At 63.1% G+C, this 17,760-nt stretch carries 20 protein-coding genes; 9 read left to right on the top strand and 11 right to left on the bottom strand.

Going from position 1 to position 17,760, the window contains the following annotated elements; all coding sequences use genetic code 11:
• Positions 1-378: 378 nt before the first annotated feature.
• The 3 genes from AX769_RS20880 to AX769_RS20870 all read left to right on the top strand — a co-directional run bounded on the left by AX769_RS20880 (position 379) and on the right by AX769_RS20870 (position 3,460).
• Positions 379-606 carry a hypothetical protein gene (locus AX769_RS20880; RefSeq protein WP_066284205.1) on the top strand — a complete coding sequence of 76 codons (228 nt, stop codon included), beginning with the start codon at positions 379-381 and terminating at the stop codon, positions 604-606.
• Positions 607-727: 121 nt separating this feature from the next.
• Complete coding sequence (locus tag AX769_RS20875) at positions 728-2,113, top strand: IS1380 family transposase (protein ID WP_082764140.1); 1,386 nt, start codon at positions 728-730, stop codon at positions 2,111-2,113.
• A gap of 678 nt (positions 2,114-2,791) precedes the next feature.
• A complete protein-coding gene (locus AX769_RS20870; protein WP_157887844.1) occupies positions 2,792-3,460 on the top strand; it encodes a hypothetical protein in 669 nt (222 codons plus the stop codon).
• Between the two features lie 71 nt (positions 3,461-3,531).
• Here AX769_RS20870 and AX769_RS24335 read toward each other — a convergent pair whose 3' ends face one another.
• Positions 3,532-3,777 carry a hypothetical protein gene (locus AX769_RS24335; protein ID WP_157887843.1) on the bottom strand — a complete coding sequence of 82 codons (246 nt, stop codon included), beginning with the start codon at positions 3,775-3,777 and terminating at the stop codon, positions 3,532-3,534.
• A gap of 530 nt (positions 3,778-4,307) precedes the next feature.
• Between AX769_RS24335 and AX769_RS20865 the strand changes: the two genes are divergently transcribed.
• Both AX769_RS20865 and AX769_RS20860 read left to right on the top strand, forming a co-directional pair.
• Entirely contained in the window at positions 4,308-5,336 is a 1,029-nt protein-coding gene (locus AX769_RS20865) for a YhcG family protein (RefSeq protein ID WP_066284459.1), read from the top strand.
• 195 nt (positions 5,337-5,531) lie between these two features.
• Complete coding sequence (locus AX769_RS20860) at positions 5,532-6,014, top strand: hypothetical protein (RefSeq protein ID WP_066284200.1); 483 nt, start codon at positions 5,532-5,534, stop codon at positions 6,012-6,014.
• Between the two features lie 209 nt (positions 6,015-6,223).
• Here AX769_RS20860 and AX769_RS20855 read toward each other — a convergent pair whose 3' ends face one another.
• Positions 6,224-6,937 (bottom strand): SDR family NAD(P)-dependent oxidoreductase, encoded by a 714-nt coding sequence (locus AX769_RS20855; protein WP_066284197.1) that lies wholly within the window; start codon positions 6,935-6,937, stop codon positions 6,224-6,226.
• A gap of 159 nt (positions 6,938-7,096) precedes the next feature.
• On the opposite strand from AX769_RS20855, the gene AX769_RS20850 reads away from it, so the two are divergent.
• Entirely contained in the window at positions 7,097-8,176 is a 1,080-nt protein-coding gene (locus AX769_RS20850; RefSeq protein ID WP_157887842.1) for a hypothetical protein, read from the top strand.
• Complete coding sequence (gene fabI / locus AX769_RS20845) at positions 8,173-8,943, top strand: enoyl-ACP reductase FabI (protein ID WP_204249413.1); 771 nt, start codon at positions 8,173-8,175, stop codon at positions 8,941-8,943. Before AX769_RS20850 ends, fabI begins: the two co-directional genes overlap by 4 nt.
• A gap of 617 nt (positions 8,944-9,560) precedes the next feature.
• Here the strand turns inward: fabI and AX769_RS20840 are convergent.
• Positions 9,561-10,837, bottom strand: a protein-coding gene (locus AX769_RS20840) for an IS3 family transposase (RefSeq protein WP_157887841.1) whose coding sequence is annotated in 2 segments (ribosomal slippage) — positions 9,561-10,564 and positions 10,564-10,837 — 1,278 coding nt in all. Because the reading frame shifts where the segments join, the coding sequence is not laid out codon by codon here.
• A gap of 114 nt (positions 10,838-10,951) precedes the next feature.
• On the opposite strand from AX769_RS20840, the gene AX769_RS20830 reads away from it, so the two are divergent.
• Positions 10,952-11,257 (top strand): hypothetical protein, encoded by a 306-nt coding sequence (locus tag AX769_RS20830; protein ID WP_066284186.1) that lies wholly within the window; start codon positions 10,952-10,954, stop codon positions 11,255-11,257.
• Between the two features lie 31 nt (positions 11,258-11,288).
• Here the strand turns inward: AX769_RS20830 and AX769_RS20825 are convergent, their stop codons facing one another.
• The 7 genes from AX769_RS20825 to AX769_RS20795 form a co-directional block, all read right to left on the bottom strand.
• The gene (locus tag AX769_RS20825; RefSeq protein WP_066284185.1) at positions 11,289-11,888 is read right to left on the bottom strand and encodes a recombinase family protein; all 600 of its coding nucleotides are present in this window, start codon (positions 11,886-11,888) and stop codon (positions 11,289-11,291) included.
• A 6-nt stretch (positions 11,889-11,894) separates the two neighbouring features.
• Entirely contained in the window at positions 11,895-12,737 is an 843-nt protein-coding gene (locus tag AX769_RS20820) for a nucleotidyl transferase AbiEii/AbiGii toxin family protein (RefSeq protein ID WP_239452095.1), read from the bottom strand.
• Entirely contained in the window at positions 12,734-13,063 is a 330-nt protein-coding gene (locus AX769_RS20815) for a hypothetical protein (RefSeq protein ID WP_066284180.1), read from the bottom strand. The genes AX769_RS20820 and AX769_RS20815 overlap by 4 nt, the downstream gene beginning before the upstream one ends.
• Positions 13,064-13,196: 133 nt before the next feature.
• Positions 13,197-13,823, bottom strand: a complete 627-nt coding sequence (locus AX769_RS20810; RefSeq protein WP_066284177.1) for a recombinase family protein — start codon at positions 13,821-13,823, stop codon at positions 13,197-13,199.
• Between the two features lie 208 nt (positions 13,824-14,031).
• The gene (locus AX769_RS20805; protein WP_066284174.1) at positions 14,032-14,379 is read right to left on the bottom strand and encodes a hypothetical protein; all 348 of its coding nucleotides are present in this window, start codon (positions 14,377-14,379) and stop codon (positions 14,032-14,034) included.
• Between the two features lie 8 nt (positions 14,380-14,387).
• On the bottom strand, positions 14,388-14,792 hold the full coding sequence (locus AX769_RS20800) for a hypothetical protein (RefSeq protein WP_066284173.1): 405 nt from the start codon (positions 14,790-14,792) through the stop codon (positions 14,388-14,390).
• A gap of 233 nt (positions 14,793-15,025) precedes the next feature.
• Positions 15,026-15,469, bottom strand: a complete 444-nt coding sequence (locus tag AX769_RS20795; RefSeq protein ID WP_157887840.1) for a hypothetical protein — start codon at positions 15,467-15,469, stop codon at positions 15,026-15,028.
• 720 nt (positions 15,470-16,189) lie between these two features.
• Here AX769_RS20795 and AX769_RS23350 point away from each other — a divergent pair.
• The gene (locus AX769_RS23350; RefSeq protein ID WP_066284059.1) at positions 16,190-17,236 is read left to right on the top strand and encodes an IS110 family transposase; all 1,047 of its coding nucleotides are present in this window, start codon (positions 16,190-16,192) and stop codon (positions 17,234-17,236) included.
• Here the strand turns inward: AX769_RS23350 and AX769_RS20785 are convergent.
• A complete protein-coding gene (locus AX769_RS20785) occupies positions 17,200-17,619 on the bottom strand; it encodes an MBL fold metallo-hydrolase (protein WP_066284167.1) in 420 nt (139 codons plus the stop codon). The genes AX769_RS23350 and AX769_RS20785 overlap by 37 nt on opposite strands.
• Positions 17,620-17,760: the final 141 nt, after the last annotated feature.

The raw sequence follows: 17,760 nt of genomic DNA, 5'->3' as shown, positions 1-17,760 counted from the left end.
CGGAGGTCAATCGCGCAGTGGTCTGAACGCAATCCATCTGAAAGCCATCTTCGCGCAATTCTTGATAAGACGGACTCCGACCCGGTGAACGAGGAAGAGAATGTGTCTCCAATGAGGCCCGTGCATGCGGACGATGTCATTCCGGAGACGCGGTGGTGGCAATCGCCAAGGCGCGCGATGCTCACCCCGGGGAGCATCGTTGCCATGTGGGCGTAAGCCTTGGCCAGTTCGGGACCGATTGTCCAGAATGGCGCCCTCGGCAATGGCGATGCGGAGCAGCAGCGGCCTTATGATCATCGCGTCCGCGCTATGAAAAGTTTTTGCCAAGCGACTGGCCTCACTCGAGTCAGCCGGCATGGCCAGTCAAGGGCGATTCGAATGGCGACGCGTAAGGACCCGCTGCTTTGGTTTCGGGTGTTGCTCGGCATATCCGTGTGGATTGTCCTTGCTGGTCTTGTCGGCCTCGTCTCGACCATTCCCCAGCTGTTTGCGCCGCATCACGCGACCACGGTCCAGGCGTTCATCTTCGCCTTGGTTGCGTTCGTCGTCGGGGTCCTGCGCTACAGGTGGTCCCGCCGCAACATCAACGCCGGGACGTGGTCTTAGCCTGAATCCACCGATGGACGTTTAGTTGGGGTCGGCGCGTTAAACGGAGAATGCCTTCCTGATCAGGGAAAATAGAGCTTGTTCAGAGTCCTATTCGCCCGATAAGAGAGGCATCTCGTAGGTGCAAGTTTCTCACGCCGCCAGGGCTGCTGCTGCGTCATTTGATGACCCGAATCTCGTGTCGACCGCGGGGCTGCTCCCGGTGATGCGGCTGGCCGAGACCGCCGGTCTTCGCAGCCTGGCCGATCAGTGGTTGACGGTTCCGTCGGACAAGGGTGCCAACGCCGGGTTGAAAGTCTCCTCCCTGGTGGCGGGGATGGTTGCCGGTGCAGACTCGATCGATGACATGGCGCTGCTGCGTCACGGCGGCACGGGCAAGCTCTTCACCGCCTGTTATGCGCCGTCGACGTTGGGGTCGTTCCTGCGGGAGTTCACGTTCGGGCATGTCCGCCAACTCGACGCCGTCGCCTCCCGGCTCCTCGTGGGCCTCGCCCGGGAAACACCCCTTGTCCCGAAACCCTCCGGCGCAGGCATGGTCTTCGTGGATGTGGACGACACGATCATCGAGGTGCACGGGCATCAGAAGCAGGGCGCCGGGTTCGGATACTCCGGGGTCCGCGGCCTCAACGCACTCCTGGCGACCGTGTCCACCGACACCAGCGCCCCGGTGATCATCGGCCAACGGTTGCGGAAGGGGGCGTCCGGGTCACCACGCGGTGCTGCCCGGATCGTCGCCGACGCGCTGAAGACCGTCACCCGCCTCCCCGGGGCCTCGTCGGCGCCGGTGTTGTTGCGGGCGGACTCCGCGTACTACGGGTTCGCGACCATCAACGCGGCCCGGAAAGCGGGAGCGGCGGTGTCGGTCACGGCCCGGCAAGATCCGGCCGTGAAACGTGCGATCGCCACCATCCCGGAGAACGCGTGGACCCCGATCGAATACCCCAACGCGATCATCGATGAGGACACCGGCGCGTTGATCTCCCACGCCGAGGTCGCCGAGGTCCCCTTCACCGCATTCACCTCCCGGACGAAGAAAGACCACACCCCAGGTCGGCTCGTGGTGCGGCGCATCCCGGAGCTGAACAAGAACAACCTTCAGCATCCGACGCTTTTTGACACGCACCGGTTCCACGCGTTCTTCACCACCAGCACGTTGGACACGGTGACCGCGGACCAGGTGCACCGTCGGCACGCGATCATCGAGCAGGTCAACGCGGATTTGAAGCATTCCGCGCTGGCGCACCTGCCGTCGGGGATCTTCACCGCGAACGCCGCCTGGCTGGTCCTCGCCGTCATCGCTTTCAACCTCACCAGAGCCGCCGCAACCATTGCTGGTGCTGCTCTGGCGAAAGCGACCACCGCGACGATCCGCCGGAAACTGATCACCGTCCCGGGCAGGGTCGCGTCCTCCGGACGCCGCATCCGCCTGCACCTGCCCCACGCCTGGCCCTGGGAGGCCGCCTGGACCGCGCTGTTCGCTCACACGACAGGGCCACCCCGACGCTGATCAACCCGTCCGACCAGCCATCACGGCGCGACTAGGAACCAGCAGTGGAACGATCAGGGCAGCAGGGCCCACGGCCCTGCCGCGACCACCCGCACCCCGACGCTCACCCACCCCGCGACCCCACCCACCCCAGAAACATCGGTGGATTCAGGCTTAGGGTGCCCATGGCGGCTCCGCGCGGTCGGCGGTCGCGTCTCCCTCGCCGAGTCGGGAACTTGGACGCCCAAGTGATTGAAGCTCTGGACCAAGGCCTGGGCGGTGCCGCTCGAGGGTGCGTCTGCCCTAGACTCTCGCTTGGAAGGGGCGGCTGGTGCCGCAGCGCCTGAACGCAACTCCCCTCCACCTCTTGGGTGTCACGAAGCGCGGACCTCTGTTTCTTGTCTCGCAAGGGATCTTCTGCTTCGTCCTAGGGTCGTCGCGCTGCCCGTCGCGTTCCTCGTCCCGGAGAAGGGTGGCGGCCCCAGCTTTCTACCGCTGATCGTGGGCATCGTTCCCTTGGTGGTGGGTGTCGTCGCCCTCCTGATCGCGCGCCGTCGCAACACGAGTTCGTAAGACCTACCCCTAGACGGAAGTCGCCGATAGCCTTTCAACACGGGTGCGCCCCCCAACGAGTGCGCCGCGGCGATCTTGTGAGGTGCTCGGGCTTGCGATAGAGGACAATCGGACAGAAGGTGGTGCGTGACTTCGACGGATAGCGGCGGTTTATCTCGCGAGGAGAAAGCCGGCCTCATGGCCGGAGTTGGTACGGTCCTAGACGAGCTTTACGCACCCGAGGATGCGTCCGACGTCATCGGGGTACGGCGCATTCGCGGTCCTGTAACCACCCTTAGAGCTGTTCTCTGGGACGCCTGCTCCACGGTGGTCGACCTCCTCTACGACGATCTCCGAATTCTTGAAATAGCCCGGGTCAACGGCCCCGACACGCTCGACGTCTTCTCCGCCCGAGACTTCTTCCCGAGCCCCATGGCCGAGCAATACTCGATCATCTTTGTCCGCCGGTTTCTAGCGAGCACTATGGCCATCACCGACCGATTCGCCGGCGCCTGGCGCGAGCCCGCGAACACAGCCGAGGACGTCGCTACCCACCTCATCCTGGGACAAGCAGAGATGCTCATCGACACGTACGAGTACAAGGTCCCCGTCAACTGGCGGCACGACCTCGAGGGGTTTCTTCTGGCCCAACCAGAATCAAATTTGCTCGACGATTTGAACTGGCAGAATCCCACCCGGACGAATATTCCCGCGCGGGAGCAACTGATCATCAACCCGTGGTTCATCCGCTTCGTTCCGGGCTTGGGCGCCAATCCATACGCCGATCCCGATACCTGGCCCGACTTGCCGGTGTGAATCACAGACGTCAGTACGCCGCTCGCCATCTCAATAAGATCGGTGCCTGACTGACGTGGGCGCGGCAGGCCTCAGTCAACGTCGAGCGGCGGGTAGCCGCCGTCGATGTGTGGCAGGGTCTCCATCCATGTGGTGGCGCTCATGGGGAGGTCGAGCGCGTCGATGGCCGCCGTCAGCGCGGCCGTTGGCTCCGGCCAGTCGGTGTTGAGTCGATCTTTCGTCATGACGACGCGGCCTTGGCCTTCGAGAAGCTGCAGCCTGGCTAATGCGTCTCTAATGTCGTGGCGGATGTCATCTGCGTTCGTTGGCGTGGCCATGGCCTCAGTCTGCCGCGAACCGGCGTCACCGGCTGCCAGAAGTTCACCGGCTGAGGAGTCGCGTCTGCAAGAAATGCGAATACACCCAACACGTACTTGACATAATAAACATTATCGGCTGTCCCAAGTGGGGTGGGGGAGCGGCCAAAGGACGGCCGATTCCGTTGCACGTCGCTCGTGCTCCCGATGTGTCCCGCGACCCACTTTTGCACGGGTTGAGCGGGCGTTTGTCGTACCTGTGCGCCCATCTTCAACGCCCGGGGTATCCGTACATCCGCATGCCTGTGCGGACAGTTCCCGGACGCTCGAGCTTTGCAAAACATTGGTCGTTGCGCTTTAGTTCACCCCATGAGCCTTAGTGGCCGGGGTGCAACAGGGCAATCGTCCAGCAGGTTGTTGGGTTCACTGGGTTCTCTCTTGTTGGTGCTTGAGCGGGGTTGGGCTGACTGCGCCGAATGACGCAACAGCTTGTTGCGTCATTACGGGCGCCTTCGCACGTTCAGGCGTGTGCCTGCGTCACACTGGGGGTGATGCCTGACACCAGCCCCGTGCCTTCGTCCTACGCCGCAACCTTGGCAGACCTCAAGGAGCAGGTACTCACGTCCAGGTTCACAGCGCAACGCCGCGTGAACACCGAGCTCGTGACCCTCTATTGGCGAATCGGCGACAGAATCGGGGAACGCCAAGCCCTCGAGGGGTGGGGAACGCAGGTCATTGCTCGGCTAGCTGCCGACCTGCGTGCTGCGTTCCCGGACATGAAGGGTTTCTCCCCACGAAACCTGACCTACATGCGGAGCTTCGCGAAGGCGTGGCCGGACCCCGCAATCGCGCAACAGGCTGTTGCGGAATTACCCTGGGGTCACATCACCGTCCTCCTGGATCGCCTCAGCGACCAGGCGCTCCGGTCCTGGTATGCGGACCAGGCGGCCGCCCATGGGTGGTCCCGGAATGTTCTCGAGCACCACATCAGGACGAACGCCCACACCCGTTTCGGGGCGGCCCCGTCAAACTTCGACCGAGTCCTTGACCGATCTGATTCCGACCTGGCCCGCCAGATCACGAAAGATCCCTACGTTCTAGATTTCCTTGCAGTCGATAGTGACGTCAAGGAACGCGGCCTCGAGCAGGCCCTCGTCGACCGGATCATCGACACACTCCGTGAGCTTGGCGAGGGGTTCGCGTTCGTTGGTCGGCAGGTTCACTTCGACGTCGAGGGAGACGACTTCTTCGTCGACCTGTTGTTCTTCCATGTTGACCAGCTCCGCTATGTCGTCGTCGAGCTAAAGACGGGAAAGTTCAAACCCGAATACCTCGGCCAGTTGGGGTTTTACGTCGCTCTGGTCGACGACAGGCTTCGCCGTCCTCAGCACGCGGAGACGGTCGGGCTGCTCCTGGTCACGAACAAGAACGATGCCGTCGTCCGCTACTCCATCGGGTCACAGCAGACCCCCATCGGCGTGGCCAGCTACGACTTGCTCCCCCCAGGGATCAGAGCCGCTCTCCCTTCGGAAGAAGACCTCGCCGCTGCCCTGAAACCAGTCGACACCAATGAGAGGTGACGGCTGAGGCCCGTCGTAATCTTGCACCGTGATCCGGTCCCCGTCGTTTTGCCCGTCCCGCGGTGTCACCTTTCAACGCGTACTGAACACGCACGACCATGATGCCTATGAGCGCATCGGTACTGCGGACGACGGCTGCGACGGGTGGGCGCTGGTCGTGTGGACGCGAACCCTGGCGTACCCGCAGGGTCAGTCGTGATCCGCCCCGAACAGGAACGGTTCTGGTCTCACGTCGTCAAAGGGCCCGAGTCTAACGACTGCTGGTTCTGGACCGGCGCGATCTCCGACGACGGTTACGGTCGGTTCTGGATCCAACGCAACGGGGGGCAGCAGGCGGTCCGGCCGCAGCGGTACGCCCACGAACTCGCCACCGGGGAACCGTTGCCACCGTCGATGCTGCTCCTGCATTCCTGCGACATCCCGATCTGCGTCCACGCGTCCGCGTATCTGGAATCGTCGCATGTGGCGCCGGGGACGCATCGGGAGAACATGCTTGATCGTGCACAGCGCGGCCGGTACCGGGACCGGCAGACCCTCCGCCTGGGGGAACTCCCCCGCCAGGTGCGCGTGCAACGCTCCCTCGATCTTCGCACTGTCATCCTCGACCACGGGTGGCAACCGGAACTGATCAGCGCCGCCCTCCTCGGCGTTGAGATCACCCACCCACGACTCTTCTAAGCACCCACCGACCAAGGCGACCTAACGGTCACGCCATGGCGAGTACCTCGGTGCAGTCCGTCACTCATTTTGCCATGGCATCCATCGAACGACGGTGCCGTCTGAGCCGACACCGTCTATGCCACCTCGGAGACAGGGGATGTTTTGGCGTTGCGGGTCTGCGACTTCCTCACATTGTCGGCGGCTATGCCGACCGGGCCGCCGAACGGCTAATAGCCGAGGCCTTCTCCTCCGGTAACGGGGATCGAGGCCCCGTTCAGGAATGTGCTGGTCGCCGTCCAGAGGATCACTTCCGCTATCTCCTCGGGTCGGCCGACACGACCCTGGGGTGTCGCCTGGATGAGCTTTTCGAGGTCTGCGGGCTGAACCCTGGCGAGCATGTCGGTGTCGGTTGGTCCGGGCGCAACAACGTTGATGCGCACCCCCCGCGGGCCGAATTCCCACATGGCACTTCGCATGAACCCTTCTAGGGCGGCTTTGGAGGAGGTGTAGTGGCTGCTGCCGGGAATCCCCGTCCGAGCGCTCTCGGAGGAAACGAGAACGATGGACCCGGACTGGTTCCGGTTCATGGCCGCGAAAGCATGTTTGGCAGCCAAAATCGCACCGAACGTGTTGACGGAGAACACCTCGTGGAGTTTCTCTGCGGTCAGGCGAACGACGAGGTCTTGCCGGGCGATGCCCGCAGAGACCACCACGACGTCGATTCTTCCGCGCTCGTTCACAATAGTTTTGATGGCCGCTTTGATGGCCGCTTCATCCGTGATGTCGGCCATCACCGGAGTGACGCCCCCGGGCACGCCCGTGCCGCGATGCGTCCCGAATACGTGGTGGCCGGCCGCCGCGAAGGCGGTCGCGGTCGCGGCGCCGATTCCTCGGCTCGCACCGATAACAAGAACGGTTAGGGCGTGTTCGTTTTCGAGCATGACTTCATTGTCTGCTACGTTTCTTGGCGTGCGGAGCCGGACCGGCTTCGTAAGCTTGGCGGCTGGATAGCTGTCCTGGCTGGACACCTACCGTGCGATCACGCCGGCTGTTCAGCCGTGCGCCTTCTTCTTGGTGGGTCATCACCTGAGGTGCACACCATGAGCGAAGAACCCATTCTCGACGAGGCACAATGGGTGGTCCTTGACCGCTTCAACGACGTCACGACGCTTTTGTCGGTGGGAAATGTTCCCGTCAATGGGAAGAGCCCCAGGAAGACCCTCACGGAAACGGGTCGGCGAGTTCTCCTCCCCGCCCTAGTTGCCGCCATGGACAACAAGCGGACCATCGACGTCGTTGTCGAGCACGGCACCACACAGTGGAGTGTGACCGCCAAGCCGATCGTCACGCCAGATGGAACCGAAATCATTGGTGCATATGGCATCTATGGCCCTACCGGGACTCCGTACCCGCCGGAACCGCTCATTGGTGCCTGGCAGTGGACCGTTGACCGGTCCGGGAACAACGTCGGTGAGCTCTCATCGCTCTGGGACAAAAACCTGTACGCCTTACACGAATACGATCCTGGTGCTGTATCCAGCACGAAAGGGCCCGTCGGAGACTGGTTGACGAAACTTCTTCCCCACGAGGACCGTGCTCAAGTGAAAACCGTTGTCGACGCCGGGCTGTCCGCGGCCAATGGCATCCACCAGCTGCTGAGCTTCGGCGCGATTACACGGCTCGGCACCGACAACCCTGGCCGAAAACAGCTCGCCCTCACGGGTACCTCTGTTCCCGTCCCCGGCTCCCCCGGCGTCTTCCACGCGTACGGATTCACCCGCGAGGTTCCCTCCCCCACCCGGGTCATCACCTCGGGCCTGAACGTGGTCAACGTTGCCGACTTCACCCGCGCCTACTTCGAACTCGCCTCCGAAACGGCGTTCGTCGCCATCGACTGCATCCAGTCGTATGTCTTCATGACCTCCCCCAGTTGGGCACGCCTCGGATTCCACCCCGATTTCGAAGGCGACCTTGCCACCCTCTCCCCCACTACAGAACGTCCCAACGCGGAAGCCGTCATCCTCGCCGCCCGACAAGGCGACCCTGCGAGCTTTGATCCCCTGATCACGACCCTGAAAACTCGAGCGGACGACTTCAAAGCCGTTCGGATCCGTTTCTCCCGTGTCGACCGGGACGTCACGCCCAGCCGCTACCTCATCGCTGCCGTCGAGGAAGCCTGATGGGGATCCTCGACGGTAAAACCATCCTCGTTGCCGGCGTATTCAATGAGTCCTCGATCGCATTCACTACCGCTGCGATCGCGCAAGAGCAGGGCGCGAACGTGATCCTCACCGGCTTCGGACGGCGCCGACGCCTCACAGAAGCCGTCGCCAAGCGCCTCCCCGTCACCGCCCCGGTGGTCGAATTCGATGCCACGGAACAAGACGACGTCGAAGCCCTCCACGACCAGCTGACACCCCTCTGTGACCGTCTGGACGGTGTGGTCCACTGCATCTCAGCCAGCTACCCCACAGTGGTCGGCGAACACTTCCCCACCGCCACATGGGATGACGTCTCGCACTCATTCCGAGTGTCGGCCTACTCGTTCCAATCTCTCGTGCACGGCTGCGATGCCTTCCTTGCCCCTGGCGCCAGTGTTGTCGGGTGCACCCTTGACGCGTCCGTCGCCTGGCCCGTTTACGGGTGGGCTGGTGTCGCCAAAGCCGCCTACGAATCCGTGAATCAATACCTCGCCTTGCATCTTGCGCCCCGGAACATTCGCTGCAACCTCGTCGCCGCGGGACCAATCGATTCGTACACGATGAAAGCCATCGACGGCATCGACACCATCAATGGGATGTGGGAATCGCGCGCCCCGCTGACCTGGGACCGCTCCGATAGTGAACCCGTTGCCAAGACCCTTATCGCTCTCCTCTCCGACTGGCTCCCCGCCACCACCGGGGAAGTCATCCACGCCGACGGCGGATTCCATGCCGTCGCCTACTAAGCCACCAACTACGGCGTCGCCCACACCCCTAACGACTCACGAGCCCACGCCGCTCTAACACCGGGACCTGCGAGATAACGCCCAACGTGGGCGCTATTCGTCGCGCGTCAACGAGCTCCCGTTCCCAACCACACCTCAACGAGCCATCAAGAAAGAGCTGACGATGAACAACGACCGTGCAGCCGCACCCCTCGCCTTCTCTGCCGCCAGTCGCGCCAGCGACTACAGCGAGACCAACACCGACGATGAGGCCGAATCCCCAACGCCACGTCGCACGCCACCCAACCACGAAGACGTGACGACCAACAAGGCCGCCTCAAATCACCCTGAAAGAACCCTTCCTGTCACCCCTGACATCACCAGATCGCTCCAGCGGTCCCCCAACGAGAGCCTTTCTGTTCTCTTTGGAGGCACCGTCACAGACCCGATCTTGACAGCGCCACTCCTCGCGAAATCACGTCGAGGCCTCAGGGGATTGCTCCACACGGCCCCAAGCGCCGCCGAGATCAGAGAGCATGAGCGCACGTCACTCCGAACGGCCAACGAGACCGTTATCCGGCAGACGACATGGACGCGCCACGTCCGCATCCTGAAGCGCCCTGGGTTTTCTGCCGCTTCTATGCGGGTTGCGGCTCTCGGTTGAGGGTCGCGTAGTGGGCTTGTTCGAACTCCACGGGTGGCACGTTACCGCGGGAGCTGTGCAGGCGCCGGTTGTTGTACCAATCAACCCAGGCCGCGGTCGCGAACTCGACGTCAGCGATGCTGCGGTAGGGCCCGTTGTGGAACACGGTCGTGCGGATGCACTCCGCCTTGTAGAGGCCGTTGATGCTCTCCATGAGGGCGTTGTCGTACGCGTCGCCGACGGATCCGATCGAGGGCAGGATGCCCTCGAGGGCCAAATGATCGGTCAGCCGAATCGACGTGTATTGCGACCCTGCATCCGAGTGATGTATCAGTTTCCCGTCGGTGGTGGGGTGTCCTTCTCTCCCGCGGAGCCATAACGCCATCCGCAGCGGGATCATGACGAGATCGGTTTCTTTGTTCGTGGCCGCATGCCAGGCAAGGATCCGTTGCGCGAACACGTCGACGATGAACGAGACATACACCCATCCCGACCACGTGCGGCAGTAGGTGAAGTCGGTGACCCAGACCCGGTTCGGGGCCTTGGCGGTGAAGTCCCGGTTCAGCAGGTCGCCGGCCCGTTTGCCGTCTTTGGCGGGGATCGTGGTCCGGATCGTTTTGTCCCGGCGGACACCGGAGAGCCCGAGGTCTCTCATGGCCCGGTCCACCGCTCCCGCGCTGACGTTCCCCGGGACCTGTCGGCGCAAAAGCGCCGTCATCTTCCTCCTGCCATAAAGACCCTCCGGGGTCATCGTCCGGCGCCCGTGGACATCGGTGGTCCAGACCGCGTCCCGGACGGTGTCGAGGACCTGCGCATCGGTGATGGTTCGTCGGGACGGGCGGGCGCTGCGCCAGGACCGGTAGGTTCGTGCGGCGATCTGGTAGCCCTGCTCACGCAGAACCCTGCAGATCGACTCGACCGCGTGACCTTCGGATCTCATCGTGTCGATGAACCCCAGCATCACCGGTTGCGGGGGTCGAGTTCCCCCACGAAGAAAGCCGTCGCCGCCCGGAGGATGTCGACGTCTTCTCGCAGGCGACGATTCTCGGCCTTGAGCTTTTTGATCTCCGCCAGCTCGTCCGAGGTGACACCACCCCGCGTGCCGTCATCGATTTGCGCTTGCAGGACCCACCGGCGGACCGTCTCCCGGCCGACACCGATCTGTTTCCCGACCGCGGCCGACGCGGCGGTCATCGAGGGGTACTCACCGAGGTGGTCCGCGACCAGACGCACCGCGCGCGCCTTCACCTCGGAATCAATCTTCTTGGGCATGTGCTCATCCTTTCAACTCAAAAGAATGCGGCATCAAACCCGGGGCGCTTCAGACGGCTGCGCAATCTTCGTCGACACCCTCACCCGAACCGACGAGCCATAACCCTCCTCGCGTTGCCGTCGACGCCCGCGATCGACACCTACGAGGATGTCGAGCTGCACGAATTCAGCTCGCGGGAGTGGCGCGTCTACGACGTCGGATTCCTCACCGGCTACGCCCTCGGGCAGGCATCCCTGCAAGCACAGCTCGACCAGGCGAACCGCGACGCCGACCGCTACTACGCCGAGATGTGCCGGCGGCCGGCACCCCGCGAGAAGGAGCACGTCTCCTACGCGGAACTGTGCCGTCGACGCGGCGACTACGAGCGAGCCGAAAGGAACGAAGCGCAGCTGCGGGAACTCTTCGGCTACCTGCCGTAGTCACGGGGCGGTTGCGGAACACGGGACCTTCTCAGCGCGAGAGAGCGGGTGAGCGATCAGGAGCCGCGGCCTCTAGGTCGGGCTCCTCCGCCAGGGCACGACGCACGCTAGAGACGCCGACCTGCAACGCTCCCGCGATCGTCTCCCAGGTGTCTTTTTCGGCGCGCATGCGACGAGCGATCGCGATCCGTTCCGGGGTCATCACGGTAGGCCGGCCGCCGAGCCGGCCACGAGCTTTTGCCGAGGCCAGGCCGGCGCGGGTGCGCTCGGAAATGATGCGACCATTCATCTGGGCGAACGCGGCACAGATGTGGAAGAACAACTCCCCGCCCGCGGTGGTGGTGTCGAACGGTTCGGTAAGGGACTTGAACTCCACGCCCCGCTCCCCCAGCTCGGCAACGATCGTCACAACGTCGGTCATCGACCGGCCGAGACGATCCGTCGAGTACACCAACAACGTGTCACCGCGGCGCAGAAACTTCATGCACTCGGTGAGCCCTGGCCGTGCTGCGTTCTTCCCGGTGATCTTGTCCGAGTAGATGTGCTCGGCGCCGGCCGCGGTTAGGGCGTCGATCTGCGAGTGCAGGTTCTGATCCTGTGTCGACACTCGTGTGTATCCGACGATGCTCATCGGTCGCTACCTCCCGTAGCCGTGGTCGTTGCTGCGGTCCTGCCCGGTCGGCGGCCGGTAGCCGCGGCCTTCGGTTCGGTCCGTCGACGGCGGGCGGATCTCCGTCGCGCTCGTCGGGTAGTCGAGCTTGTTGAGGTCGACCATGCGTTGCAATTCCGGGTCAAGCTGCTGGGCAGCCCCCGGCTGTTCGGCCGTGGTGGCGGGCGCGCGTAGCTCGGCCGCCCACGTGCCGAAACGTTCCTTGATCGCGTCGAGCTGTGCGGGCTCCACGCCGTAGCGTGCGACCTGTTCGGGGCGGAGTCTTTGCGCTCCGTCGAGCTGTGTGGTGAACATCGGTACCTCGAAACCCAAGTCGCGATCGCGCGCAGCGGCGATCAGCTCAGCGTCGGTGAATTTGCCGGATGCTCGGATGGAATCAACGTCGAGATAGTCGCGGGCCTCTGCCCGGCTGTAGAGCGCACTGACCTTGTTCCCCACGGCATCGTCAAGGCTGAGTACGGGACCGACAGACAGCGTGACGGGATCCCCTTCGCGGGAGTCCACGCCCATGTCGATTTCGACGAACCGGCCCTCGGCGGTCGTGACGTGAAGCCGAGCGAACTGCTCGGCGCGGCGCAGCTCGTCGACCATGTGGCCGGTGGAGCGCAGCTCGTCGACGACCGAACCAACGGCGGTATCGAAGTGCGAGGCGTCGAGGTCGGACGTGAACAGGTCTATGTCCTGAGTCGGTCGGTCGATGATGCCGTGCTCTCGGATAGCGCCGGAGCCCGCGAGAGCGAACGGAGTCCCGTCGAGCGCTCGGAGAGCGGCGCGGGTGACGTCGCGTTGCAGCTCCTCGTCCGTGCTCACGCGGCGGCCGTCAGCTCAGGGAAACGTCCCTCCCACAATTCACGGACTCGCGTCGGCATCGTCAGCGCCGGCCATATCGCGATCAGAAGTTCCCGGTTGAGGATCTGCACCTGGTCGACCGTGCGACCTTCCTGGATCGTCGCCTGGTAGGCGGTCACAATGTCGGCCGACTCGACGTCGAAGGTTGGGTTCGGTCCCCAGTAGACCCACGGCGGAAGTCCCACGTGCCCGCTGCGCGGCCCGTGCAGCTCGTCGAGGCCGGCAGGCGCGTCGTAGGGCTTCACGTCCTGGATGCGGACCTTCTTCGCGGCCTCGATGGATGACATACGCCAATTCTATCGAGATTTGCCCAAAAACCACAGTCTCTAGCTTTCGGCAGTTTTGATTTCGGCAACGAGTTTTGAACAGATCCACTCCCTGTCGACCGTTATCGGTACGGTCCAGCTGCGGATCGCGCCACTAAATGGCGGTGTTCTGTGATCGCTCTGTGTCGATAGGGCTGCGCTCATCGGTGAGGGCTCGCGACCTTCTGTAGAAGGTCGCTCGGGACATTCCAAGATCCCGGGCAACCTGTGCGGCGGGGTCGCCACCCTCGACAAGGCGAAGGGCACTTCGGATCTGGCTGTCTGTGACGCGTCGAGGGCGTCCGCCGAGGTCTTTTCCTGCGTCGCGGCGCTTGCTGACAGAGTCGACGATCCGCTCCCGCTTGATGTCGTGCTCCATCTGCGCGAGAGCCGCCATGATTGTGAAGAGCATCGATCCCATCGGCGTCGAGGTGTCGACGTCGCCGCCGCCGAGGTTCAGCACACGTAAGCCGGCACCACGGTCGCGGAGTCCCTGCGCGAAGTCGAGCATGTTCTGCGTCGATCGCCCGAGTCGATCCAGTGTCGTGATCACCAGAGTGTCCCCCGCCTCGAGCGCGGCGAGTGCTCGATCGAACTGCGGGCGTGAAGCACGAGCGCCAGAGACACCCTGGTCGAGGTAGAGATCATCGCGCCGCACTCCGGCGGCAAGCAGATCAGTTTCTTGCCGATCCGTCGACTGCGGCCCAGTCGATACGCGCGCGTAACCGATCAGCTTCGTCACAACGCTCCAGGTGTCTCGTAACTAACAGTGAGTACCTGAATGCAAGCACATAGTTCCGACACATAGTTATAAGAATCGGCGCTGCGCAGAATTGCAGCAATTTATCGCGCCAGCTTTCCCGTCCGACGAGACGCCTCGTAACCCTAGGGTTTCGAAACACATGCGATCCTGCGACCCAAGCATGTCTCGCTCAATAGCCAGGGCCCAGCTAGGTCCGCCGGAAGAGGTAGACCCCGGTGAGGATGCTCTGGGAGTACACGCTCGAAACTTGGTCGTCACTGTTGCCCAACGAACTCACGCTCACGTCGTAGGCGTAACCCGCACGGTCGAGTTGCCAGCCGACAGCTTCGATATCGGACAATGTCCTGCCGCCGTCATCCTCAACCTTGAGAACGACTTCCAACAGGCTGTCACCGCGTTCACGTGCGCTCGTCGCCTTACCGATTGGGGAACGGAGGTAACGATCCTGAGCTTTGCGTTCGGCCGCCTCAGCCTTGGCCTTAGCTTTCTGTTTCTCGGACGCAGCCTTCTCCTCGGCTGATTTGAACAGCCCCATGTCCCCTTCTACCTTTCACCGACGATGAAGTCGGAAACCGTTGTGAGTAGTTCACTCGACACCAGCCACGGATTCTTCTTGTTTCCAACGACTTCAATAAGGGCGCCGCCCTCGACCTCGGATAAGACGTGAAACTTGTCGCCAGCATGTAGCCGGAGCTTGTTGCCCCCGTCCGCGCCTGTCGCGATCGTGAAAGTCGGCGGGACGACGATCGACGCCGGCCTCATCCTCTCCTTGGCGGCGACGAACGCCCTAGTGGCACCCTTTTTCATCGCCGGCCCGGCAGCTGCGCCAATGACTCCGCCGATAAGCGTCCCGCCAGCAGCTACGTACAAGCCGAGTCGGACGGGCCCGTTGGCCGCCTTCGCCAGCTCGACCATCGTCTGATAGGCGCCCAGGTTGCTTCTCGCCATGCTTCCCCCCCGTGGTGTCAAGTAGTCGCGAGGGTAGCAGCGGCTGAATGGTGAGGGTGGCCGCAGCCATCCAGCTAGACCTTCGCACGCATCCGTCGCACAAGCGGTCCTCAGACTCTAGAGCGATTCGAATGGTGTCGTCGTTACGCGTCGCTCCGAGCTGTAAGCCACCGCGACACAGGTGTGGCCCGTCGCGATGAGATGCGCCCTGGATGGGAGGGCGCGCCAATGTCCTAGCCGAGCGACCTCCATCGTTCGGCGTTTCCTGCGCTAAGCGTCCAGTCGCGGCCGGCCCAGTAGATAGGCCAACGCTTGTCACCGTCTGTTCGATTGCGGATCCACACCGTGGCACGACCGAACGAATTCTGAATGCGGACACCCTCAATTCGGAGTTCGTCGCCAATCTCAGCTGTAGACACCGGACGGGGATACTCCCTGGCGAGAATGTCGAGGACCTGGTTGAAAAGGCCGATCGACTTAGCCTTCGTCGCCCCGTCCTTCAGCATCCGAAGCTCAGGTACGGTCCACTCCCGCGCCTCGATCTCGTTCGCCGGATTCTTGGACAGGCTCGAGTCGTCGGAAGGGCCACTTTCGAGGGCGACCAGTCGTGTCGCGATGAACTTCGTGACGTCGTCTACGAGGTCCTCGCGGACGTTCATGTTGATGTAATTAGGCACTCTGGTGCTCCTGGAGGGTCGAGGTCTGAGGCGGTTATGTCCCGAGACTACCGATACTCCAAGTGACTTGCAAGTATTACTTGGACCCACTTGTTTAGGACTTGATCCTGACCCCCCTTCCCCGGACGCCTACCTCGGTCCAAATCGGGCAAAGCAGTTCCGTCGCCTGAGCGGCCCGTAAGGGGTCTGGCCAGTAGCGGAACGGCCATTGGCGCTAAGCCTCAAACTACCCGCGGATGCGGCCTGCTGAGGGTCCAAAAGCCATGATTTCCGCAACGAACACGCACATGCACGACTCGCCGGAACCGATGAGTTTCCAACCTTTCTCGACTCCCGAGCGAGGTGGTGAAAGTCTTGAGACGAGTTCTGAACGCACGTCTGCTCGTCGTGCCTCGAATTCACCCACCACATCGGCCTCTAACGCCAACTACCGTTCCGGTACTGGTCTCTAATGGTTGTGGCCGGTCTGGGATTGGCTGGCAGGCTGGTGCACGGTTCTGCCGGATGTGACTCTCTACTGGTCTGGCTCGTTTCACGACGGTGCCTTTGGTCTGATCTGTCCGTCCGGCGGGACCTGCATCGACCTGGCCCGTTCCGATGGCTTGATAGAAGGTTGCCCAAGTTCCGCGTCAGCGGACTTGTGGCTCGTTAGAGACACGCCTCGTAGCATTTTCCCAGGTCATGGCTGAGAGAGACCACTTCGAGGAAGGATGGACCACGGTGACTATCGTGGCAGACGAATTCACACATGTGATCGGTGTGGACACCCACGCCAGGACCCACACGTACGCCGCTGTCGAGGCTCGTACCGGAGAGATCCTTGGCACGGCAGTATTCCCCACTAGCCCTGCCGGGCTCGCCCGGGCGAGGAGCTGGATAAATCGACGCGCTCCAGAATCAATGCTCGTCGCCATCGAGGGAACCGGCTCCTATGGTGCAACCCTCACCCGCGCTCTCCAGGCCGAGGGCATTGAGGTTCGGGAGGTGAAGCCACCACGACGTGCTACCCGGTCCGCGCACGGAAAATCTGACGAGATCGACGCGATCGCGGCCGCGCGGACCGCTATTGCCTCGCCCCTGAGCGAACTCAGCACCCCACGAGCCGAGGGCATCCGGTCAGCACTGCGAGTCCTCCTCGTCGCTCGTCAGGCGTTGGACAGCCGTCGAACCGCCGACAACAACATGCTTACCGCGCTCCTTCGCAGTTTCAGCCTCGGCGTCGACGCACGCCGCCCGCTGACCGTGTCGCAGGTGCAGACCGTGGGTGGGTGGCGTGAGCGCTGCACGGACGACTCCGTCATCGGAACAATCCGATCGGAAGCGAAACGACTCGCCACCAGTATTCTCGCCGCAACAAGGCAACTCGATCAGAATCATGCTGCTCTGGCCCATCACGTCCAGGAACTCGCGCCCGGGTTTCTGAACATCAAAGGCGTCGGGCCGGTCACCGGGGCCATCATCCTCGCGGCCTATTCGCATCGAGGGCGCATCCGATCCGAAGCCGCCTTCGCCAGTCTCGCCGGCGTCGCCCCACTCCAGGCCTCCAGCGGCAACGTCGTCCGGCACCGTCTCAGCCGCCGCGGCGACCGTCAACTGAACCGGGCGATGGATATTATCGCCCGCACCCGCATGGTCTCCGATGCTGGAACTCGGGCCTACGTCGATAGGCGGACGGCAGAGGGTAAATCCCGACGAGAGATCCGACGCTGCCTCAAACGCTATGTCGCTCGTCAAATCTTCCGGCAACTCAACAGCCTCATGGGTTGACAACGAACCATAGAAGGATCAGACCCCATGAACGCATAGCGTTTCCCCGACGGCACCGTGACGAACACCACCACGGACCCGGTCGTGTGCCCACCTGCCAAGGCGATGACCAACGACCCGTCCCCGTACACGTCGACGCTTGACGTGAAACCAAGATAGGACGGGCCCTCGAAGGTGTACTCGTGGATCTCGTGCCCGGGCGATACGGTGCGGAACACTTTCCCGTCGCCGTCGGTCGCCGCGTACTCCCGCCCGCCCTTGCTCAACCAGATGGGCGCGTCGAGCGAGTCCAGGCCGCTGCTGTGGTCCCAGTGCGAATGCGTGAGGCTCACCCCCCGCAACCGGTCGAAGTCGTACCCGGCATTCACAAGCTGCTGGTGCACCGTGCGCGGTGCACCGTCGCGGTCGCCGCGTAGGGGCGCGGGCGAACACCGGAAGCATTTTCACATGCTCGGCGACATGCTTCCCGAACCCGGCATCGATCAAGAAATCACCCTGCGGAGGCGTCACCAGAAGAGCCTTTG

This window comes from Frondihabitans sp. PAMC 28766 (assembly GCF_001577365.1).
Lineage (GTDB): Bacteria > Actinomycetota > Actinomycetes > Actinomycetales > Microbacteriaceae > Frondihabitans.
This window is presented reverse-complemented; position numbering and strand designations above follow the sequence as displayed.